Annotated in this window: 13 protein-coding genes; 9 read left to right on the top strand and 4 right to left on the bottom strand. The window is 63.5% G+C overall.

Going from position 1 to position 22,745, the window contains the following annotated elements; all coding sequences use genetic code 11:
• Positions 1 to 193 precede the first annotated feature (193 nt).
• From AB1384_06915 to AB1384_06900, 4 genes are all read left to right on the top strand, one after another.
• Entirely contained in the window at positions 194 to 1,828 is a 1,635-nt protein-coding gene (locus AB1384_06915; GenBank protein MEW6554000.1) for an FGGY-family carbohydrate kinase, read from the top strand.
• An 8-nt stretch (positions 1,829 to 1,836) separates the two neighbouring features.
• Positions 1,837 to 3,417 (top strand): hypothetical protein, encoded by a 1,581-nt coding sequence (locus tag AB1384_06910; GenBank protein ID MEW6553999.1) that lies wholly within the window; start codon positions 1,837 to 1,839, stop codon positions 3,415 to 3,417.
• Between the two features lie 168 nt (positions 3,418 to 3,585).
• Entirely contained in the window at positions 3,586 to 4,752 is a 1,167-nt protein-coding gene (locus AB1384_06905) for a uroporphyrinogen decarboxylase family protein (GenBank protein MEW6553998.1), read from the top strand.
• 97 nt (positions 4,753 to 4,849) lie between these two features.
• Positions 4,850 to 4,984, top strand: a complete 135-nt coding sequence (locus AB1384_06900; protein ID MEW6553997.1) for a hypothetical protein — start codon at positions 4,850 to 4,852, stop codon at positions 4,982 to 4,984.
• Positions 4,985 to 5,063: 79 nt separating this feature from the next.
• Here AB1384_06900 and AB1384_06895 read toward each other — a convergent pair whose 3' ends face one another.
• On the bottom strand, positions 5,064 to 6,257 hold the full coding sequence (locus AB1384_06895) for a glycoside hydrolase family 172 protein (protein MEW6553996.1): 1,194 nt from the start codon (positions 6,255 to 6,257) through the stop codon (positions 5,064 to 5,066).
• A gap of 416 nt (positions 6,258 to 6,673) precedes the next feature.
• On the opposite strand from AB1384_06895, the gene AB1384_06890 reads away from it, so the two are divergent.
• The gene (locus tag AB1384_06890; GenBank protein MEW6553995.1) at positions 6,674 to 9,262 is read left to right on the top strand and encodes a YCF48-related protein; all 2,589 of its coding nucleotides are present in this window, start codon (positions 6,674 to 6,676) and stop codon (positions 9,260 to 9,262) included.
• Positions 9,263 to 9,441: 179 nt separating this feature from the next.
• Here AB1384_06890 and AB1384_06885 read toward each other — a convergent pair whose 3' ends face one another.
• Positions 9,442 to 11,040 carry a carboxylesterase/lipase family protein gene (locus AB1384_06885; GenBank protein MEW6553994.1) on the bottom strand — a complete coding sequence of 533 codons (1,599 nt, stop codon included), beginning with the start codon at positions 11,038 to 11,040 and terminating at the stop codon, positions 9,442 to 9,444.
• A 191-nt stretch (positions 11,041 to 11,231) separates the two neighbouring features.
• Here AB1384_06885 and AB1384_06880 point away from each other — a divergent pair, with 191 nt between their 5' ends.
• Both AB1384_06880 and pabB read left to right on the top strand, forming a co-directional pair.
• A complete protein-coding gene (locus tag AB1384_06880) occupies positions 11,232 to 11,792 on the top strand; it encodes an aminodeoxychorismate/anthranilate synthase component II (protein MEW6553993.1) in 561 nt (186 codons plus the stop codon).
• Entirely contained in the window at positions 11,789 to 13,267 is a 1,479-nt protein-coding gene (gene pabB, locus AB1384_06875) for an aminodeoxychorismate synthase component I (GenBank protein MEW6553992.1), read from the top strand. Before AB1384_06880 ends, pabB begins: the two co-directional genes overlap by 4 nt.
• Here the strand turns inward: pabB and AB1384_06870 are convergent.
• Positions 13,209 to 14,072, bottom strand: coding sequence for an aminotransferase class IV (locus tag AB1384_06870; GenBank protein MEW6553991.1), 864 nt, complete (start codon positions 14,070 to 14,072; stop codon positions 13,209 to 13,211). The genes pabB and AB1384_06870 overlap by 59 nt on opposite strands.
• Before the next feature lie 132 nt (positions 14,073 to 14,204).
• Between AB1384_06870 and AB1384_06865 the strand changes: the two genes are divergently transcribed.
• On the top strand, positions 14,205 to 15,395 hold the full coding sequence (locus tag AB1384_06865; GenBank protein MEW6553990.1) for a 4Fe-4S dicluster domain-containing protein: 1,191 nt from the start codon (positions 14,205 to 14,207) through the stop codon (positions 15,393 to 15,395).
• A gap of 158 nt (positions 15,396 to 15,553) precedes the next feature.
• Positions 15,554 to 17,449, top strand: a complete 1,896-nt coding sequence (locus AB1384_06860) for a CocE/NonD family hydrolase (GenBank protein ID MEW6553989.1) — start codon at positions 15,554 to 15,556, stop codon at positions 17,447 to 17,449.
• Positions 17,450 to 17,637: 188 nt separating this feature from the next.
• On the opposite strand, the gene AB1384_06855 is transcribed toward AB1384_06860, so the two are convergent.
• Positions 17,638 to 22,437 (bottom strand): PAS domain S-box protein, encoded by a 4,800-nt coding sequence (locus tag AB1384_06855; GenBank protein ID MEW6553988.1) that lies wholly within the window; start codon positions 22,435 to 22,437, stop codon positions 17,638 to 17,640.
• Positions 22,438 to 22,745 lie beyond the last annotated feature (308 nt).

The following is a 22,745-nucleotide window of genomic DNA, read 5'->3' as shown; positions in this document are numbered from 1 at the left end:
TCACGAATTCCGTTTCAGGAGACGGCTGGTCTTCCCGCCTGCCTGCGAAGAAATTGGATTCTGAAGACACGACCCCGCTTTTTCCGACACCTTCGCTCCTTTACTGTAACCTCCATCCCCGCCTTCCTGTCCCGGGGTTGTATGTTAAGATAGGCGGGAATACGGACCAAGCCGGCGTTGTGGGGTGATGGCGATGGGAGCTCCTGGGGTCTCCGAAAAAGGTTCCCTTTGCCTGGCTCTCGACGTCGGCTCACACGGCCTGCGGGCGGGTCTCTTCGATTCCCAGGGGGGGATGCGGGCCGCGGCGTCGCGCGAGATAGAGGTCTTCTCCCCCGCCGGCGACCACTACGAGCAGTCCTCGACAGAGATATGGGCCAAGGCCCTGGAGGCCTGCGACGAGGTCCTGGAGGGGGCCGAGCGCCGCAAGGTCCGGGGGATCTCCTGCGACGCCACCTGTTCCCTGGTGGTGCGGGGGAGGGACGGTAGGCCGCTTCCGGTCTCTCCCGGCGCGGAACCCGAGCGCGACATCATCATGTGGATGGACCACCGCGCCGCCGCGGAGGCCGCCGACATCACCTCCACGCGGGGGGAGCCGGTCCGCTACCTCGGGGGCACGGTCAGCCCCGAACACGAACTGCCCAAGCTGCTGTGGCTGAAGCGGCACATGCGCGCTACCTACGACGGCATGGGCGAGGTCTACGACCTGGCCGACTACCTCACCCACATGGCCTCGGGCTCGCGGGTGCGCAGCAACTGCACCATGGTCTGCAAGTGGGGCTACCTGGCGCACCGGAGCGATGCCGGCTGGGACCGGGGGTTCTTCGCGGCGGCCGGGCTGGAGGACCTTTACGAGAAGCACCTCTCCCGCTACGAGATCGGTCGGGTGGGAGAGGCGGCGGGCAGGGTGTCGCCGGGCCTGGCGGCGGAGTTGGGATTGAGCCCCGACTGCGTCGTGGCCGTCCCGCTCATCGACGCGCACAGCGGCGGGGTTGGCAGCGCCGGGACGGCCCTGGCGCCGGGGGAGACGGAAGACCGGGTGGAGGCCCTGACCAGGACCCTGGTGGTCATCATGGGTACCTCCAACTGCCATATGGCCACCTCGCGGGAGCCCGTCTTCATCCCCGGCGTCTGGGGGCCGTACTACGGTGCCATGGTGCCGGGGATGTGGCTTAACGAAGGGGGGCAGAACGCCACCGGCTCCCTCCTCGACCTCCTGCTGCGGGAGAGGAAGGTCCACGACGAGCTGACCGCGGAAGGCGAGACCATATTCGACGTCCTCGAACGTAAGGTGGCGGACTTGCGCGTGAGCGATCCCGAGTTCAACAGGTACTTGAACGTGCTGCCGTACTTCTACGGCAACCGCTCGCCGCGGGCCGACCCCGACCTCTGGGGGACCATCGACGGCCTCAGGCTGGAGGACCCACTCGTCTCCTACGCCAAGCTCTACCTGAGCACGGTGCAGGCGCTGGCCTTCGGCACCAGGCACATCGTCGAGGAGATGGAGGGCCATGGTTACCGCATCGAGAATATCGTCGCTACCGGCGGACACACGAAGAACGAGCTACTACTGCAGGAACATGCCAACATCCTGGGGCGCCCCATCTACCTAGGCGGGGAGACGGAGAACATGCTCCTGGGGGGAGCGATAAACGCGGCGGCCGCGGCGGGGGAATACCCGTCCCTGATCGAAGCCATGGCCGCCATGTCGACCCCGGGCAGGGAGATAAAGCCCCGGGAAGAGATGCGCGCTCTCTACGAGAAAAAATACCGGGTCTTCAAGGAGATGTACCGCAACCAGATCGAGATCAGGAAGATCCTTGACGGTTAGGAGGCGGCATGGAAAGCGCTAAAGGCAGGGTGGGGGTCTTCTCCCCCAACGACTTCAGGGAGTGGGTGAGGACGGACAACATAGACCTCATGATTGGACACGAGAAGCTCCTAACAGACTTCCTGCGCGGAGAAGGATACGAAGTAGTGCGCGGGGGGGAAGGACACGGGAAGATGGACAGCATCGCCTGGAACACGGCGCTGGTGCGGGAGCACGTGGAGCACATCGTGGAGGGGGGAGCGGACGTGCTCGTCCTCAACCAGGGCTCCTGGACCTTCCCCTACGATTCCCGCGACGCCGTGCAGCATTTCACGGACCTCAAGCGCCGCGAGGACCCCTGGTGCGGTCCCGCGGCGCTGATCTTCGCCTACCAGGACACGCAGGTCCCCGGCATGGTCGCGGGTATGGCCGTCGCCGGGGCGCTGAGGAGGGTGGGCATCCCCTACCATCTCGTCTATGGCAGGATAGATTCAGACGGGGCGGTGCGGAAACGCATGCGTGACATCCTGGCCTTCTGCGACCGCCGCCGCGAGGCCTCGGCGCGCGCGGCAGCGGCGCGGGATGAGCTGCGCCGCCAGAAGTACGTGGCCTTCGGGGGCATGTCCCTGAAGATGTGCACCACCACCGCCGACGTGGACGCCTGGGCGAAGCTCTTCGGCATCAGCTACGAGGCCCTTGACCAGTCGGAGTTGACCGCGAGGGCCCTGCGCTACGTGAGCTGGAGCGGGAAGGCGGGCGAGAGCGATCCCGTGGCCATCAGCGACGCGCGCGTGGCCGCGGGGATAGAGAGCCTGGAGCGGCACTGCGTGCTCGACTGTTCGCGCGAGAAGTTCAGGGACCTGAACAAGCTCACCTATCAACTCAGCTATTACTATGCGGCCTGCGACCTGCTCGAGGAGTACGGAGGCACCTTCACCGGCATCAAGTGCCAGGACGAGCTGTCCGCGCACGAGTGCACCATGTGCCTGGCCACCGCCTTCCTCTCATGCGATTTCGGCCCGCTGGGAGAGGCAAAACGGGTCGTGCCTTGCGCCTGCGAGAACGATATGGACTCGTCCCTGACCCAGCTGATGCTCTCCCTCCTCAGCGGGGGGAAGAGCGCGGGCTTCGGCGACTTCCGCGACGTGGAGGATGATACCCTGGCCATCGTAAACTGCGGGCAGCACCCGCCCGCCTTCTTCGGCTGGGAGGAGGAGAGCGCGGAGGAGAAGCTGGCGCGCACCGAGTTCGTCGGGCAGGAGGTCTTCTACGACGCGGGAGGCGCGGCGGTGCGGGGCCGCACGGGGGGAGGCCAGGTGATGACCATAGCCAGGGTGGCGCGGGAGAACCTGCGCTATTTCCTGGTCGGCACGGTGCTGGACACCGTGGACGTGGACCCGCGGGAGCACGAGCGCTACAACTTCTCCTGGCCGATAATCCGGGGCGTGACCCCCATCTCGGGGGAGGAGCTCATCGCGCTGTGGCCCTGCAACCACCTGGGTTTCGTCTACGGCGACTACACGCCGCACCTGGTGGAGCTGGCGTCACGGCTGGGCATGGGTTACCGCGTCTACGACCGCAACGGCGTCCTGCACGAGGGGCTTTCCTGACCGGAGCAGGACCCCGAGTGTGGGCCAATGATGTCATCGCGAGGAGGCGTCTTCGCCGACGTGGCTACCTCGAAGTGCCCGCAAGGCCGTTGGCGCACACGGTGTAGATGTGCACGGCGTGGTCGGGGGCCTTGACCCCGTACAACTCATGAAGAGGAGGAGCACGGATTGTCTACGGTACACGAAAGGGTCATCGACGCTTTGGAGTTGCGCGAGCCGGACCGGGTCCCCGTACTGGACCTGGTGTCGGAGTACGACGCCGTCTACGAGATCCTGGGGAAGAAGCACATCCCCATGGGAAAACTGCTCGCCAACCCCCTGGTAACCGGGGCCATCGACCGCTTCTACCCCCTGCTCAACCGGCTGCGGGTGATGGAGGCGGAGGTGGAGCGCTTCACCCACGACCGCACGGCGGCGTCGGTAAAGCTGGGCAGCGACGCGGCCTGGGTCATCTACGCCCCCATGTGGCGCTTCCGCGGCGCCAGGCAGTCGGAGGACTACGGGGGCCGCCTCTGGGACCTGGTGCCCGACGGGCGCGGCAACATGAGCACCCCCATGTACAGCGGCGGGCTGATCGGGAGCCCCTCCGACTGGAACGCGTGGGACAAGCGGGACCTGCTGCGCCTCCCCGAGAAGGCCAACCGCTTCATGAAGCGGTTGGCGAAGGACTTCGGGAAGGACCTCTTCATCTTCACCGCCGTGAGCGCAGGTATCTTCGAGAACAGCTGGCAACCCCTGGGCTTCGAGCGCTTCGCCGTGGCCGCGCGCAAGGAGAGAGAGTTCGTGCGCCGCCTCATCCGCTTCAACACCGACCTCTGCTGCATGTTCATCGAGGCCGCGGCGGACGCGGGCATCCCCGGCTACTGTTACGGGGACGACATGGCCTACCGCTCGGGGCCCATGTTCAGCCCGCGCACCTTCGAGGAGCTGTTCGGTGATTCCCTGCGGCGGGTCACCGAGACGGCCCACGCCCAGGGCATGAAGATCATCGTCCACTCCTGCGGCAACACCTACAAGCTGTTGGAGTGGTTCGCCGACTGCGGCTTCGACGGCGTGCACCCCCTGGAGCCCACCGCCGGCATGGAGCTGGCGGAGGTGAAGCGGATGGTCGGCGACCGCATGTGCCCGGTGGGGAACATCGACGTATCCCACGTCCTCGTCGACGGCAGCCGGGAGGAAGTGGAAGGCGCGGTGCGGCAGGCTATCCGGGACGCCGGCCCGGGGGGAGGGTACATCCTCGCCCCCAACCACAGCCACCTCACCGTCTCGGTGGAGCGCCTGCGCTGGATGATGGAGGCGGCGCACACCTACGGCCGCTACCCTTTGGTGAAGTAAAGGTGTCTTCACACTAATCCGTGGATAGGGCCAGGGCAAGCGCATCTTCTTTGCATGACCGTAGCTGTTGGCGCACCCTAGCAAGCAAGAGATTCTAATGGATGGAAACAGGATTTCGGAAGATGATCTGGGAAACTTCTGCAGGAGAATAACACCTGTTCTGCAGGCCAAGTACAATCGTCAACCATATTCGGGACGTATCGATGGATACGGGAAGATATTTCTGGGATGAAATGGAGAAGCCGCCATTGTGACGGCTTCTCCACGCTAGCCCTTTACGGGCTATCCACCTCCGATAAATCGGATTAATCCTAAGATACACCCATGTGGTGACAACCTGCAAGATAATTTGATTGAGGTGTTTTGGCAGCCGGACTATCGGAATCCCGTTTGCCCAAAACAACACCAAAAAGGATAGGTAAGGTAATGGCGAGGGGGGCGGCCATGATCAGGCGGTTGGGGATGGTCGAGACGGGGCGCCTCTCCCGCGCGGGCGGCAGGGGGCGGAAAGGTGTATGCGGCTCCTCCTGGTACCAGTAGGTGGTGCCGTCGATGTCCGCGGGGAGCAGGTTGTCCAGGCCGTGGTCGATGGTCACCCGGATGCGCTCGCGGAAATGGACAGGCATCTCGACGTGGAGGCGGTAACAGGATACGCGCCGCGTGTCGTAACGCCTCTGGGTCACCCCGTGGGTGGGCCAGGTCGAGGGTACCCGGGTGAAGTACCAGGCGCCGTTGAAGTAGTCCTCCCCCCCGGTGCCGTGCACGTTGGGCTCTTCCGCGCCGTCGATCCACATCGTCTCCCAGCCCTCCAGCACCCCCATGCCGTAGCCCTCGGGCAGGGAGATGCGCGCCGGGTTGAGGCGCCACGGCCAGCCTTTCCCCTGCATGTCCAGGTGGCATCCCAGGTAGAAACCACGCCCCTCGGTATCCAGTACGGTGTAGGGCGGGTCCTTGCGGGCACACCGTTCGCGGTGCCAGCTGCAGTGAAAATAAGGCGTGCCCTCCGGCAGGTCGCGCTCCAGGCTCAGCCAGGTCACCTGGTAGAAGAAGAGGCGCGCCGGCAGCTTACCCTGGTTCTCCAGGGTGAGCACGGCCCGGCGCCGGAAGGGCATGGGGAAGAAGCAGAGGTAGGCGCCGGAGGTGATGGCGGTATATGCCGAGGCGTACTGGCGAGGACGCGCGAAGGTGGTGCCGAAGAGGTCTCCCAGCGGGGTCTGCACCGAGGGCTCCTCTTCGCCGTCGAACCACGCCTTGAAGACCACGTTGCGGAGCACCCCGGGGTTTATCTTGCGCGGCACCGTCACCCAGATGCGGGTGATGACGCCGGGGCCCTCCAGGTCGGCCATGGTGAAGGGCTCACCGGGCGCCAGGTCCAGGCACTTCTCCTGGAATCGCCCTGCCACCCCGGGCACGTTCCTCCCGCGCCTGCCGAAACTGGAGGCCTGGAAGGTGGTGCCGTCCCGGGGGTCGATGCCCAACAGGTCCCGGCTGAGGTTTATATACATGTCTCTCCCCCTTAAGGCACTGAGCGAGCGCGATATCTATCCCGTGCTTATCATAGCAAATCCAATAGAGATGTTTCCGGTGGGTCATCCATGTATCAGCTATCCTCGATAGTAGCGAATTGGGATTGGGAGATGCGTATGGGGGTGAAGATTTACAGCTTCATCCAGATATGTTTGAATATTATCTGGGAATGTGTATATCCGAAGCATGGGTCGCCTAATAGGGCACGGTGGCGGCGTATGGGGGGTGTCTGTCGGATTGTCCGCGCTGTAGTCCGCCAAGAGAAGAACGCTGAAACCTCTTCGGTATATTCCATGCATGGTGTTTTACGAGGACATCGTATCCAGGACGGTGGAAGGGTGTTCGGATGAGGGTTCTCAATGCTCGCTGTTTGCGTGATAAGGGGGAGAATGCGATGAAAGAAACATCCAGATGGGTGAGGGGCCCATTGTTCCTGGCGCTTGTCGCGCTGGTGCTCACGTCCATGTTGGGCATTGCGAGTCCACCGGCAAGGTCGGAAGTCACCGGGGGGTGGTACCAGCAGGATACGGGCGGCTCCAGCTTCCTTTTCTCCGTGGCCGCGGCCGATGCGCAGAATATATGGGCGGTGGGCAGCACCGGCTACATCCGCCACAGCGCGGACGGCGGAGCTACATGGGCTACCCAGTCCTCCGGGACTCTGGAGGACCTGCAGGAGGTGTGCGCGGCCGACAAGAACGTCGCTTGGGCCGTGGGGGGGTACGGGACCATCGTCAAGACCGTTAACGCCGGGAGCACCTGGAGCAAGCAGACCTCCGGGACCACCAACCTGCTCATGTCGGTATCCGCCGCCAACGCCTCGGTGGCCTGGGCGGTTGGAAATAACGGCATGATACTCAAGACCACCAACGGGGGTTCTACCTGGAAAAAACAGACCTCCGGCATCGCTTACATCCTGAACTGCGTATGTGCGGTGGACGCCAATACCGCCTGGGCCGTGGGAGGTGACTATAACGCGACGGACGGTTATACCCACCGCGTCATCCTCAAGACCACCAACGGGGGCAGTACGTGGGCGATACAGGATTCCATCAATGCTCCGGCTTCCTCTATTTGCGCCATAGATGCCAGCACGGCATGGTTGGTGGGCGGCAGCGGGACTGTATTTAAAACCAGTGACGGAGGTGCGTCCTGGATCAGCCAGAGCGCGGGGACCTACGATGCATTCAGCGACGTAGCCGCCGCCGACGCCGGCAACGCCTGGGTGGTCGGGGACCTAGGCGTCATCTACAGGACCGCCGACGGTGGGGCTACCTGGACGAGACAGAAATCGGGATTTCCGTTCGGCCTCTTCTCGGTCGACGCGGCCGACAAGAACCTGGTCTGGGCGGTCGGACACAACGGGACGATATTGCATACCGTGAACGGCGGCGATCCCGTGCTCAACGCAAGCGTCGTAAGCCCCACATCGGGGCAGCCCTGGCAGGTTATCCGGGTCGGCGGAACGAAGTTCGGGGCGACGCAGGGATCGTCCTATGTCTCCTTCGGTACGGTTGCGGTCACTCAGTACGTGTCGTGGTCCGATACGGAGATCAAGTGCAAGGTTCCGGTGTTGCCCGCCGGAGACGTGCAGGTGACCGTGCATACCCCGGAGGGGACCTCTAACGCGCTTCCCTTTAGCGTCCAAAGGCCGCAGCAGGGTTGGATCTACCAGGATTCGGGCACCAATATACACCTGCTGGGCGCCGACGCCGTGGATGCCAATACCTGCTGGGCGGTGGGAGCGGATGGGAGCGTACTCAGGACTACCGATGGAGGGTCAAGCTGGACGAGCCGGAGCTCGGGCGCGTCTACCCTCATGGCCTGCATATCCGCCGTGAATCAGAACACCGCGTGGATAGGCGGTAACGGCGTGCTCATGAAGACGAGCGACGGGGGCCAGAGCTGGGTCACCCAGGCTGCCGACAGCAACTACGTGGTCACCGCGATCTCGGCGGTGGACGCCAATATCTGCTGGGCGGCGGGCGGCAGTGTGAACTCGTCGGGCGGGGGCTTTATCATCAGGACCGTTGACGGGGGCGTCAACTGGTCGGTCGTTTATTTCGACCCCGCCAACAAGCTGCTCTCGATATGCGCCATCGGTGTCAACACCGCCTGGGCGGCTGGCGGGAACATGCCCGTTACTCCGACAGGGGGCATTATACTGCGGACCTCCGACGGCGGGGCTAACTGGTCGGCGAAAATGGGCACCGCCCACTGGTTTTCAGTATCCGCACTGAATGCCGATACGGCCTGGGCGTTCGGCATTGCATCTTCGGGGAATTACTTCCCTCCCTTGACATTTCCCGCCCTTGAGAAGACCAACGACGGCGGCGTCAACTGGATATCCGTCCCGGCAGGGACCAGCCCCAATGGCGACACGACGCAGCTCCTCGATGCCAACACGGCCTGGACCACCAACCTGTTTGGCATCGCCAAGACATACGACGGGGGGGTTAGCTGGGGGGTCCAGTCCTGGAGCAGCCAGGCCAGCTTGAGGGACCTCTCCGCGCTAGATGCGAACATCGCCTGGGCGGTGGGAGAGAACGGCACCATCCTGCATACCGTTGACGGAGGAGATGGCCATCCCGTGCCGGTGGTGAAGGCGATCGCACCTGCTTCCGGTGTGCAGAACTCGAGTATGAGCATCAGCGGCCTTTCCGGCAGCGGGTTCGTCGCGGGGGCTTCGGTCAGGCTTGAAGGCGGCGGCACGGTCGTGAACGCGACCAATGTTAACGTCGTCTCGGGCCTGCTCATTACCTGTGACCTCGATCTCCAAGGCGCGCCCGTCGCCGCCTATGACGTGGTGGTCAGGAACCCGGACGGGACCGAGGGCAGGTTCAGCGGCGGTTTCTCCGTGACCTCGCCCGCGCTGCCCTGCGGCATGGGCGCGGGGATGGGAGTACTGCTCTTCGGCCTCCTGATGGGCCTTATGTCCCTGGCCGGAGGCGGCGGATTGGCCAGAAGGATGGCAAAAAAAAGATAAGAGCGCAGCAATAAACCGACTGGGGCCGGCATGGGTGCCGGCCCCAGTCGGTTACAATGAGTTCGCTTCAGCCCATCCGTCAAGCTGCCGACCTCTGTGAACCGGAGCCGCGAATACCATAGAAGTTACTGCGCCGGGCCTTAGCGCTAGGAAGCATCAACGTGTTGGACCGCCTTGGCTCAGAGGCCGCTTATCTTCTTCACCATGTCGTAGGCGGGCTGGAAGAGGTCCGTCCCGGTCGTGATGGGGGTTCCCAGCTCGATGTATTCGGATGCCGCCGCCGTGTAGACGGGCCACGCCGCGGCCGCTCCTCCGTTGGGGTCACCCTCCTTGGCGAAAGACGTCCAGTAGTCCATCATCGCCTCCGAGAGGGCATGGTCCGCCTCCGTGACCCCCTCCATGGCTACCTTGTCCAGGTTGCCGAAGACGTACATGATCTCCAGGCCGTGGAAGACGCCCAACTGCTGCACGCGGGGGTCCGACGGGGCCTGGTTGAAGAGGTACAGGTATGCGGGCTCGTCCACCTTCTCCATGCAGTCCGCCGTGAAGCGGGCGGAAGCGCCGAACCCCATCTCGGTAATGAGCCGGTCCATGGCCGCCTTGACCTCGGTCTCCGTCTGGGCGGGATAGAGGGCCTCCACCTCCGTCGCGTATTCCCCGTAGAGGTAGTTTCCCATCAGCTGGTACTGGTTGAGGGTCACGTCGGGCAGGAAGATGGTGCCCTCGTTGGCGTTGACCCCGGTGAGCAGGGGGACGGCGTGCTGCCCGCCCGCGGCGAAGGCCTCGGACGGGACCTCAGGGAGCAGGTAGCCGTCGACGTTGGGGCTGAGGTTGATGGGGCTGAAGAACTCGTTCTCGCCCGAGGAAGCCGCGAGGAGCTCGTCCGGGGATACCTCCCTCAGGGCGGCCAGCTCGTCCTCCTCCTCGTCGCAGCCCAGTTCCCGCGATATCTCCTCGCCGGTCTTCTCCGCCTCCTCCAGGGTCGGGAACTCGTTGATGGGCAGCCCCAGGTCGAGCATGGGGCCGCTCTCCACGATGGCGCGGTCGAAGAGCCCCTCGGCCAGGGGGCTGACCATGAGGTCGAGGATGCTCATGCCTCCCGCCGATTCCCCGAAGACGGTGACGTTGTCCGGGTCTCCCCCGAGCACGTCGATATTGTCCCTCACCCACTCCAGCGCGGCCACCTGGTCCAGCAGGCCGTAGTTGCCCGAGACCCCGTGCTCCGATTCCTCGGAGAGCAGGGGGTGGGCCATGAGCCCCAGCGCGCCCAGGCGGTAGTTGATGGTCACCACCACCACGTCCTTCTCCGCCAGGTTGTGTCCGTCATAGATGGCCAGGGAGCCGGAGCCGCTGCGGAAGGCCCCGCCGTGGATCCACACCATCACCGGCAAACCCTCGCCGGGGTCCTGAGCCGGGGTCCATACGTTGAGGTAGAGGCAGTCCTCGTCGGTGTAGCCCACGTCCATCATGCCCGTCCAGTCGTCATTGGGCTGCGGGCAGGACGGCCCGTAGGAGTCGCAGGCGAGCACGTCCTGCCAGGGCTCCACCGGCTGGGGTTCCCTCCAGCGCAGATCGCCCACGGGCGGGGCGGCATAGGGTATGCCCTTATACGTCCACACCCCTTCCTCGAGCACGCCGCTGATGGGCCCGTCGTCCAGCTGCGGCACCTCCATGGTCGTCTCGGTTCTGGTGCTGGTGCCGCCGCAACCGGCCCCGCAGAGGGCCACCACGACCAGCACGCACAGGATAGTCAAGAACGCCGCCGTTTTCCTGGACATCACCGCAACCTCCCGTCTGACACAGCCGGAGACGAAGATCTTACCTCCTTAATGATAACCCAACATTGTGCTATAATCCGCATGCAACGGTATGTCAGGCGACTCTTGAAGTCGGCACCCAGCCGGAGGAAAGGCTGGGTTTTTCTTTTTACATAAGAAGAGGGGATGGTGTGGCAGGCGGCAAGATACTGATGATCGACAACTACGACTCCTTCACCTACAACCTGGTGCAGTGCCTGGGGCGGCTGGGGGCGGACCTGGTGGTTTTCCGCAACGACCACACCGACCTGGAAGCGGTTGCGGCGCTCGCCCCGGCGGGTATCGTGGTGTCGCCAGGGCCCAAGGCCCCGCGCGACGCCGGGCTCTCGAAAGACATCATCCGCGCGTTCGGCCCCCGCATCCCGGTGCTGGGCGTGTGCCTGGGGCACCAGTGCATCGGCGAGGTCTACGGCGGCACTGTGGACCGCGCCCCTTACGTCATGCACGGCAAGACCTCGCGGGTGGAGCACGACGGACGCGGGGTGTTCGCCGGCCTGCCCAGCCCCATGGAGGCGGCCCGCTACCATTCCCTGGCCATCCTGGAGGAGGGCTTCCCGCCGGACCTGGAGGTGAGCGCCCGCACCGATGACGGGTTGATCATGGGGGTGCGGCACCGCGAATACCCGGTGGAGGGCATCCAGTTCCACCCGGAATCCTTCATGACCCCCGAGGGGCTGCGGCTCCTCGCCAACTTCCTGGAGGTATGCTCATGACCGCGCTCGGACAGGGGGAGGGGACGCTGCTGCGCCTCGAGGTGCGCGAGCTGGCGGGCGCCCCGGCCATGGAGGACATCTTCCACCGCATCGCCCTTTCCCCTTACGCCTGCTTCCTGGACTCGAGCCTGGTCATGGAGAGACTGGGAAGATATTCCTTCATCGGTTTCGACCCCTACCTGGTGCTCACCACCCGCGGGCGCGGTTGCCGCTGGTGGCGTCGCGGAGGCACGACCGAAGAGACCAGCGAAAACCCCTTCAACGCCCTGAGAGCGGCCCTGGGGGAGTACCGCCTGGAGGATGCGGCGCGAGGCCTTCCGCCCTTCCTCGGCGGGGGGATGGGTTACCTCTCCTACGAGCTGGGCCGCTGCCTGGAGAAGCTGCCGGAACGGGCGGTGGACGACCTTGGGCTGCCCGAGATGTGTTTCGCTTTCTACGACCGCGTGCTGGCCCATGACCACGCCAGCGGCAGGACCTGGATCGCGGCGGCGCATCCCGAGGACCCCGGGAAGGTGCTGGCCGAGGCGGAGAGCCGCCTGGAGGGGACCGCGCCGGAATACCCCTCGCCGCCGCATCCCGCAGAGGCGAGTTTCGTCTCCAACTTCAGCCGTGACGAATACATGGAGGCGGTAGGACGGGTGAAGGAATATATCCTTGCCGGGGATATCTACCAGGCAAACCTTTCCCAGCGCTTCCAGGCCCCCCTGCGCGAGCACCCCTGGGTGCTCTACCGCAGGCTGCGCCGCCTCAACGCGGCGCCCTTCGCCGCCTATTTCAACGCCGTGGACGGCCAGGTGTGCTCCTCCTCCCCGGAACGCTATCTCGCAGGAGAGGGCGGGCATGTGGAGACGCGCCCCATCAAGGGCACGCGGCGGCGCTCCGACGACCCCCGGGAGGACCGGCGCCTGGCCGAGGAGCTGCTGGCCAGCGCCAAGGACCGCGCCGAGCTCTCCATGATCGTCGACCTCGAGCGGAACGACCTGGGCAGGGTATGCGAATACGGCAGCGTGGAGGTGGAGGAGCACGCGGTAATCGAGCACTACGCCACCGTGCACCACCTGGTCTCCACCGTGGTGGGCGAACTCCACCCCGGGCGCGACGTCATCGACCTGCTCAAGGGGAGTTTCCCGGGAGGCTCCATCACCGGCGCCCCCAAGATCCGCTCCATGGAGATCATCGACGAGCTGGAGCCCACGGCGCGCAGCGTCTATACCGGGAGCATCGGCTACCTGGGGTACAACGGCAAGTACGACCTGAACATCGCCATCCGCACCATCATCTGCAAGGGGGACATGGCGTACTTCCAGGTGGGCGGGGGCATCGTGGCGGACTCCGACCCCGCGGACGAGTACCAGGAGACCCTGGACAAGGGCAAGGCCATCTTCGCCGCCCTCTCCGATGGGGTAACGGATGGGGTCAGCCCCCCAGCTCCCGTCTCACCAGGTCATGGTAGGCGGCGGAGAGCCGGATGGTGATGGGTCCGGGGCATCTCAAGCCGATGGGGGTGCCCTCCACTTCCGCGATGGGCACGATCTCCCCCGTGCTCATGGTGAAGAAGGCCTCGTCGGCCCCCAGGAGGTCTTCCAGGGAGAGAAAGGCGGTATCGCAGGCCACCCCGTATTCCTCGCACAGCTCCATGACCGCCTCGCGGGTGACCCCGGGGAGCAGCCCGCACTCCACTCCCGGGGTGGCCAGCTTGCCCCGCCGTACCAGGAAGAGGTTGGAGGAGGTGCCCTCGGCCAGGTAGCCGCCGCAGTTGAGCATAAGCGCGTCGTCCGCGCCCCGCTCCCGGGCCTCCTGCTTGGCGATGAGATTGTCCAGGTAGTTGGTGCTCTTGATGCGCGAGAGAGGCGAACCCTCGTTGCTGCGGACGGAAGACACGACGATCCGTATGCCGCTCTCGTACCACTCCCGCGGGTATCCCTCGAAAGGCTTGACCACGATATGGACGTTTGGGTCGGAGGACCTCTCCAGGCTGCGACTGCCGTCAAACCAGCCCCCGGTGAGGGTTATACGCACGTAGGCGTCGCCGCTGACCACGTTGAGCCGGTAGAGCTGGTCGATGGCGTCGGCCAGCCCGTCGTCGGACGGGACGGGTGTTATCCGCAGTTCACGGCAACCCGCCTTCAGGCGGTCCAGGTGGCGGTCCATACGGAAGGGCCTGCCGTTGTAGGCCCGTAAGGTCTCGAAGACACCGTCGCCGAATAGCACCCCGCGGTCGTTAGCCGCGATGAACGCTTCGGTCTCGTCGATGACGCTGCCATTGAGAAAGACCTTCATCCCGCGAAACCTCCCCTCGTCATGCAGATTATAACATCCGGCCCGCGGGGGAGAGCGGGTGCAGGTGTCCGTTTGAAGATCCTGTGTCATAATCGAGACACGGCTGCCTTGGACGGAAGAAGGGGGAAGAAGATGGACGGTGGCGTCCGCGCGACCATGAGGAAGCTCGGGGACTATCCGGGGGTGTCGCGAGCGCACCTCGACGTGGCGAGGTCCTACTCCAGCCCGCTGCTGATCGGTCCGCCCATCTGCGACGAGTTCATCGCCCTGGTCGAGCACATGTACACCGAAGAGGAAGCGGAGATAGTGCGGCACATCAAGCCGTGGCGACTCAAGGGCGCAGCATCCATAGCCGCGGCATCGGGCAGGCCCGTCTCCGAGGTGAGAGAGATCCTGCACCGCCTGGCCCACGAGAAATACCTCCTCATCTCGGTGGGAAAGGAGCACCGTGAACGCTTCGCCATCCTGCCTATCGTGCCGGGGACCTTCGAGCACGTGCTGATACGAAGATCGCCGGAGAGCGTCACCCCCTGGCACCGGCGTTTCGCGGAGCTCTTCGAGGCCCTGTTCGCCACCGGGTACGTGGCGGAATACAACAGCAGGCCCACGCACTCCGTGCGCTACCTGCCGGTGGCTGAAGCCGTGGAGGCCATACCCATGGCCATGCCGTCGGACCGCCTGGAAGCCATCATGGACGACTACGACGATTTCGCCGTAGGGGTGTGCCAGTGCCGCCTCACCAAGACCATGCTGGGCGAGGGGTGCGGGAGGCCCCTGGAGGTGTGCATGGTCATGGGGAGCTTCACTTCCAGGCTCGCCAGTGAGGGGCGCGCGCGCAGGGTGGACAGGCAGGAGGCGGTGGAGATAAAGAAAGCGGCGGAGAAGGAGGGCCTGATCACCTGGATGCTCAACGACCGCAGCTCGAAGTCCTTCCGGTGCTCCTGTTCCTGCTGCGGCTGCTGCTGCGACGCCCTGCGCCAGATAACAGAGTTCAACGTCCCCGGCTTCATCGCCCCCCCGCACTACCTGCCCCATATCGACCTGCGGGCCTGCAACGCCTGCGGCAAGTGCGCACGGGTGTGCACCATGAAGGCGGTGGAAGTGGCGGGCGAAGGCGACTTAAAAAGGGTGGAGCAGAAGGTGGAGCGCTGCATCGGCTGCGGCCTGTGCGCCGTCGCCTGCCCGGAAAACGCGGTTACCATGCGTGAGGTGCCGGGCTACCGGGAGCCGCCGGCGCACATCCCGGCCTACCTGGCGCGCTACGGACACAACTACCTCTTCAACACCTACAAGGTGTGGTCCTCGCGCCGCCGCGGCGCTTAGCCGGCACGCCTGAATACGGCGGCGCGATATGTCTGAAAACGCTTCCTTTCGCCGCGGGGTTTTGCTACCCTGGGAGCGGGGGAATACCATCGAGTCGCACCAGAGCCCTGCACCTTTCCGGCTTTGAGGACGCAAGCTTGCGCGCATGAGGGGGGATTATGATGACGAAGTTCCGGCCATGCTCCATCCTTGTCCTGTTCCTGGTCCTGTTGCTGGTCCTGCCGCTGGGCGGCACGGTCGTGCCGGCGGCTGCCGCGCCCACGGAAGCAGCCTCCGAGACGGCCTCCGGCCACGAGGTGGCGAAGATCACCGAGGACTGGACCATGTGGGACGGCATCACCCTGCCGGTGTCCGTGTACTATCCAGAGGACGCGGACCCCGGGGAGGTCTTCCCGGCCATCCTCGTCGTCCACGGCTGGACCATGGACAAGTCCATGGCCGAGTGGGCGGCGGAGTACTACGCCGCCAAGGGCTATGTGGGCGTGGCCTTCACCGCGAGGGGCTGGTTCGGGGCCGGGGGCGAGGTGGGGTGCATGGACCCCGAGCACGAGATGAAGGACGTGAGCCATATCATCAGCCTGCTCGAGGGCGACGGCCGTTTCCCCCTCCTCACCGACGACAAGGGCGCCGTGGCAGGCATCACCGGCGCCTCCATGGGCGGCTGCTTCTCCTATCTCATGGCCCCCCGCAAGGACCCCCGCCCCGGTGACCCGGGGGACGAGCGTATCCGGGCCGTGGTCCCCATGCATGGCTCCTTCGACTTGCAGTTCTCCCTCTATCCCAACGACGTGCTCAAGCTCTTCTGGGTCTCAGGCCTGCTGGGCATGACCTATATGGGCGAGCTGTCGGGGTTCATGATGAACATGCTGGCCATCTCCATGGACCAGAGGTCCGACGGCTGGCAGAAGCTGCAGGCGATCCTCGCCGCCATGTGGAAGTTGATCCCGCCCGTCACCAGCCTCAGCAACGACCTCCCCTACGTCTACGGGATAGCCATGGAGCGGCGCGTAAAGGACGAGTGGTTCGCCCGCGGCTGGCTCAAGCAGCGCTCCGCGCGGTACTGGTGCGACGAGGAGTACGACGGGGTGGTGGAGCATCCCATCACCGCACCCATGCTGATCCTGGCCGGGTGGAACGACGACCTCTTCTACGCCAACGAGGGGCTCATGGCCTACGAATACACGGAAGCCCCCAAGCGCATCATCATCACCAACCACGGCCACCTGGGGTGCTACCCCGGGCCCTACCCGGTCGAGGGCCTGGGCAGCCCCGAGAGCGCGTGGGTGCTGGAGCAGGTGGACAAGTGGTTCGACCGCTTCCTCAAGGGGATCGAGAACGGGGTCGAGGACGAGGCGCCGGTGGCCTTCTACCGCGACCACGCCCCCGGTGACTACGGCGAGGCGGGGGCCTATCCCGTCCCGGGCACGGAGCAGGTATCGTACTTCCTGGGGGGAGCGGGCCGCGACGGCCGCGCCACGCTCACCACTTCCGGCCCCACGCGGGCCTTCGGGTACAACCTGCTTCTGAACATGGGGCTCACCGGCTCCGTCTCCCTCCCCTATTTCCAGGATGCCCCGCAGCTCATGGGGGGAGAGGTCATGGACATGCCGCGCAGGTTGAAGCTCCTGGAGATACCCTTCACCGAGACGGACTTCACCAGCGAGCCGTTGCGGGAGGACGTGACCATCATGGGTCCCCCCCGCTTCGAGCCCTACTACCAGTCATCGTCCGTGTTCGCGCAGTTGATACCCTGGCTCTACGAGGTCACCCCGGATGGCGAGGAGATACTCATAAGCCGCGGCTTCTACGAGGGGCACAACTACGAGGGGCTCGCCGATGCCGGCAAGGTATGGAAGCTGATGAGTCCGCAGAGCCCGGTGGAGATGCAGGCGTGCTACCATCGCTTCGAGGCCGGAAGCCGCATCAGGCTGGTGGTTTCCACGGCGGACCTCGTCACCTGCTGGCCGTCTTGGGGGTACAGCATGATACTGCTGCACAGCCGTGCGGGGGCGGCGTCGCGCGTCATCCTCCCGGTGGTGCCGGATTCATACTGATACGCTGCGATCTGTTCACCGTTGGTCGGGGGTCTTGTTTCTTGCATTCGTGTATCCTGGGACCTTGTAGATACGTCAGGTGGAATGTAACAAACAAGAAGCCTTGACCCCGTTCCCTCTACAGGACATTCAGCAGGATAATGCCGGTACCAGCCGCCGTTAGCGCGAGCGCCGTCGGGCGGGTCCTCTTACCGGCTCTTCCCCGGGTACGGGGCGGTGGGCACGGAGAATCTGAAGATGGAGCCGCCGCCCACCCGCGGCTCATACCAGATGCGGCCCCCGTGCGCTTCGACGATGCGCTTGCCTATGTACAACCCCAGCCCCAGGCCAGGGCCGCTATGATGCCGCACGCTGCCGACCTGGAAGAAGCGATCGAAGACCTTCTCCCGGTCCTTGAGTGGGATGCCCACACCCCGGTCCATGACCGAGAAGATCATTTCTCCGCTCCCCACCTCTCCCTTCAGCTCGACCGCCGATCCATGAGGCGAATACTTGACCGCGTTGTCCAGGAGTATGATGAACAGGCGCATCATGCTGTCGGTGTCGACGCTGGCCATACTCATGTCGTCGGGCAATTCCAGCGATATGTCCCGGCCCGTTCCCCGCAGCCTTATCTCCTCTACCGCTTTCATGGCGATAGCTTCCAGAGGCGCTTCCTCCCTGGTGATGGAGAATCTGCCGCGCTGGAGGCGGGACGCGTTCAACAACTCATCCACAACATATACGAGGCGATCGGCGCCCGCCTCGATCCCCTGCAAGCAAGCCTGCCGGTTTTCATCACCGATCTCCGCTCCCCGTTTCTCCAGGGTCATGGCGTAGCCCTTGAGCAGAGTGGCCGGATGGCGCAGTTCATGGGCCGCGACATCCAGGAAGTCACGCATCTGCTCCGCGTTCTCCTCTAGCTGGCGTTCATATGCTTTATTCATGGATATATCGATGAGTGATACCACGCTCTTGCCCGTCCCTGGTATTGTATTTATATTAATCAGAGCGTCGACAGCCCTGCCGCTCTTATGCCTCGCCTTGATCTCGTATTGTATGGGGCCCTCGAGTTCTCCCCGCAATATCCTGGAGGACATTCGCTTTACCTTATCGACTTCCTCGGGCATCACGAGCTGCATATACTTCATCTTGCCGACTACTTCATCGCGAGAGTAACCGAAGATCTTCTCCATCTCCCGGTTGGCACCCGAAAGGACGGCGTTCTCTTCGACCAGGAACATCGCCGTGCCCGTGGTCTCGAAGGTGGCGCGGTATTGTTCCTCGCTCTTGCGCAGCACTTCCTCCGCGAGTTTGCGGTCCGTGATATCTATCAGGGAGACCACGCTCTTCGTGGTGCCCGGCAGGGCGTTCACGCTAACCAGTACCGTCAGCGTTCCTCCCTCCCGATGCCGCAACCTGCATTCGTATTGGAACGGCATGGGCAACTCCCCGCTGACCATATCCCTGGCATAGGCTTTCATCGTCCCTACGTCATCAGGGTGCACGAATTCCCAGTACCTCTTCCTGCCCTCGATCTCTTTCTGGGTATAACCGACTAATCTCTCGAACTCGGAGTTGGTCACGGAGATACTGCCGTCCGATTCGATTATACCCATGGCCGTGCCGGTGGACTCGAAGGTGGCGCGGTATCTCTCCTCGCTGCTCCTCAGTGCCTCTTCTGACTTCTTCCTCTCGCTGATATCCCTCACCAGAGCCAGAACCCTGTCCGTTCCCGCGATGACCGCCCGCTTGAGGCTGACCTCCACCCAGAAAAGACGGCCGTTCGCATCTTTTGCGTGCCACTCGAAGAGTTGGGGCTCTCCGGCAGCAGCTTTACGGACCAGTTCCGCGGCTTCTTTCCCGGTATACGGATGCACGCCGGAGCTCAAGTCCTCCACGCCCATACCTAACGCTTCGATCCGGGAGACCCCGTACATCTCGCCCATCTTCTCGTTTACGTCCAGGATGGCTCCCGTCTCCAGGTCGTGCACGAAGATACCGTCGTTAGCGGCATTGAAGATCTCCCGGTATGTAGTCTCAGATGTCTTCAGAGCCTCCTCCGCTCGGCGTTGCTCGGTCACGTCCGTCGCGATGTTGGTAATGGCCATCACTTCGCCGTTATCGTCATAGAGGGCCGCCGAGGACACGTCGGCTATGATGATGCTGCCGTCCCGGTGGCGGAACCTGATCTCCTCTCGCACAACCTCTCTTTCTTTAGAGAGCAACTCTTCTATGTTGCGCTCCGTAACCTCCATATCTTCGTCATAGATTATGCCCAGGTCCAGGACGCTTCTTCCAAGCAACTCCTCTTCTGAGAAGCCTATCTCCTCGCAGGCGATGCGATTGATGCTCGTGAGCCTCAATTCCCGGTCGTAGGTGAAGATGGCCTCCCCGGCATGATCGTGGAGGAGCCGGTATTTTTTCTCAGAATCTCCCAGGGCGGAGATCAACCTCGCACGCGCCACGGCCTGGGCGATCTGGCCCGCCAGGATCTCTACGATATCCCGTACGTGTTGGGAGATCTCTTCAGAGGTATGGGAGGATACGAGAACCGATCCGACGGCACGGCCCTCGTGGAGTATAGGCACAATGTAGACGGACTTGATGCCTTCTGCGTTTAACCTATCGCTCATGGCCAGCTCGGCGCCTCTTACCCTGCCGAATACCGCTCGGCCTTCCCTGACGACGGCTGCCTGGGCCGAGTCGGCTTCCAGGTGCCTCGCGCTCTCCACGAAATCTCTCGAGAGCCCGAGCGAGAACGCGAGGTCAAGCGCCCCTGTCTCCTCGTCAACCAGGTAGACGGCACCGCTTTCCAGGCCGCTCGTATCCAGGATTGCCCGGAGAGACACCTTCAAAACACTGGCAAGATCGCTCTCCCCGCTCAATCTGAAAGCCAGGTCGCGCTGGATGCGCAATGCTTCCTCCGCCTGCTTACGGTCGGTTATATCGCTGATGAATCCCTCGATGAAGATGTTCCCCCGCGGATAGTGGACACCTCTCCCCCGCTCCCACACCCACTTCTCCGTACCCTGCCGGGTTGTTATCGGGTAGACCAACTCGTAGGCGCGGTCCATCTTCAGGGCCTCCTGCACCTCACGCTGCACGTATTCACGGAAGTCCGGCCGGATGAGATGCGAACCAAAAGCGACCTGCGGATCATCGACGAGTTCCTCGGGTCTGTACCCTGTGAGCTCGAAGCTTCCCTCGCTGACGAATTCCATGGTCCAGTCGGGGTCGACGCGGCAGCGGTAGGCCATGCCGGGAAGGTTGCTCAAGAGCGTGACCTGCGCCCTCTTGCTGTCCAAGAGCGCATGTTCGATCTCCACGCGCTCCGTTATATCGTGGGAATTGAGCAGGATACCGTGCACCGCCGGATCGTCGAGCAGGTTTCTTCCCGTCCCCCCGAACCAGCGCCAGGACCCGTCCTTATGCCTGAAACGTACCTCTATGTAGGAGGAGTCGCCGGGGATGTCCAGTCCCTTCCAGAAGGCGGCAAGGGCCACGGGGGTATCATCGGGGTGCAGGTAGTCGAAGACGTTCCTGCCTGTCAACTCCTCGGGACGGTAACCCAGGAACTGCTGCAGGGATGGACTCTCGTAGATAATCACCCCGGTGGCATCGAGGATGGTTATTACATCGGTTGATTTCTCGATCAGAGCGCGGAAATACTCCTCGCTCCGCCTCAGGGCTTCTTCCGCCTTCGCCTGTTCCGTGATGTCCAGGGCGACGTTCGAGACGGCGACTATATTACCCTCGTCATCGAAGATGCCCGCCGAAGTGACATCGAACAGTTTCACGGATCCGTCTTTGGCTATGAGGCGTAATCTGTTCTTGGTGGGGCTCTCCCCCGCGAAGAGCCTCTCGATGCTTCTCACCACCCTCGCGTGGTCGTCCGGGTGCAGGACGCCGAGCTCCAGCACGTTGCGCCCCTGTATCTCCTCCCGGCCATACCCGATCTTCTCGACGGTGGCGTGGTTCACGCTACGCAGCACGAGATCACGATCGAAGGTAAAGATCGCCTCGCCTGCGTAGTCGTGCAGCAGGCGGTAGCGCTCCTCGGACTTGCGTATGGCGGCATTGAGGCGGATGCGGGCCAGGATCTGACCGACCCGGCCCAGCATGATCTCGAGGATGTTCCGGGTGACCGCCGGGACCTCCTCCATCTCGTGCGACGCCAGGTCAATACAGCCTATGATTTGGCCCTCAACGATAATGGGAGAAAAGGCGCCAACCTTGAGCCCCTCTTCGACATGGGCACCGGTCTTCTCTGCCGGGGATTCCTCGTAGCTCAAGAATAGCACTTCGCCCGCTCTGACCAATGCGGTTTGCGAGGAAGCCGCATCATAATATCTTGCCGTATCCACGAAGGCTTGCGATAGGCCGCGGTGTTGCACGAGCCGTAATCCGCCCGTTTCATTTTCGAGGATGTAGATACGGCCGCAATCGAGGCCAGTCGCCTCGAGGATCACGTCCAGGGAGACGCTGAGCGCCTCGAACTGGTCCGTGGTCGCCCCCAGCTTCACTTCGAGGTCCCTCTGCAACTCGATAAGTCGCTCCGCCTGTTTACGTTCGGTTATATCGCGGGAGTTGATGACCAATCCGCCTATGCCGGGATCGCCAAGAAGGTTGCGGGCGCTGGCCTCGTGCAGGCGCCAGGAGCCGTCACGGTGGAGTACTCTGAGCTCGAAATATTTAGTGTCTCCAGGACGGCCCGCCGCGAAGGCCAGGGCGGCGCGTGCGCCCTCCACCTCCTCGGGGTGGATGAAGGAAATGATGTTCTCGCCGGTCATTTCTACGGGATCGTAGCCCAGGAGATGCCATACCGACGGACCTACGTAGGTAATGGTCCCATCCGCTAGCAGCAAAACGACCAGGTCCATGGCGTTCTCGATGAGCTTGCGAAAATGCTCCTCTCCGCGGGGGAAGGCATTTTCAGCCCGCCCCTCGCCGTCGATGTGTGGTTTCCCGCCGGGATCCCCCGGGAGCTTCCTCCTTTTAAGTCGCATCCAACGCCTCCAACAAGCGGCTTTCAGCCTTCCCCCGCAGCTACCCACCCTGACGGCCTTACTTAATAATTATAGGTACTATTACGTGTTCCAGCATAGGGACCGGCCGCGAGAACACCCTGAGCTTCTCATCACGCCGTGCCGGGAGCAAGTCCCCGCAGGCATCGAGGTCGCCGCATCGCCACGCTCCCGCAACACGGTTTCCACCACGCGGAGACCCGTGCCTTGGCGCTGCTATCCGGCAGGCGCTTCAGCAAAATAATACTTGACAAAGATAATAAAAATTATAAAGTTATATAACATGATTA

Source organism: Actinomycetota bacterium, assembly GCA_040757835.1.
Taxonomy (GTDB): domain Bacteria; phylum Actinomycetota; class Geothermincolia; order Geothermincolales; family RBG-13-55-18; genus SURF-21.
Note: the sequence above shows the minus strand (reverse complement) of the source record. Positions and strands in the feature narration are given on the sequence as shown.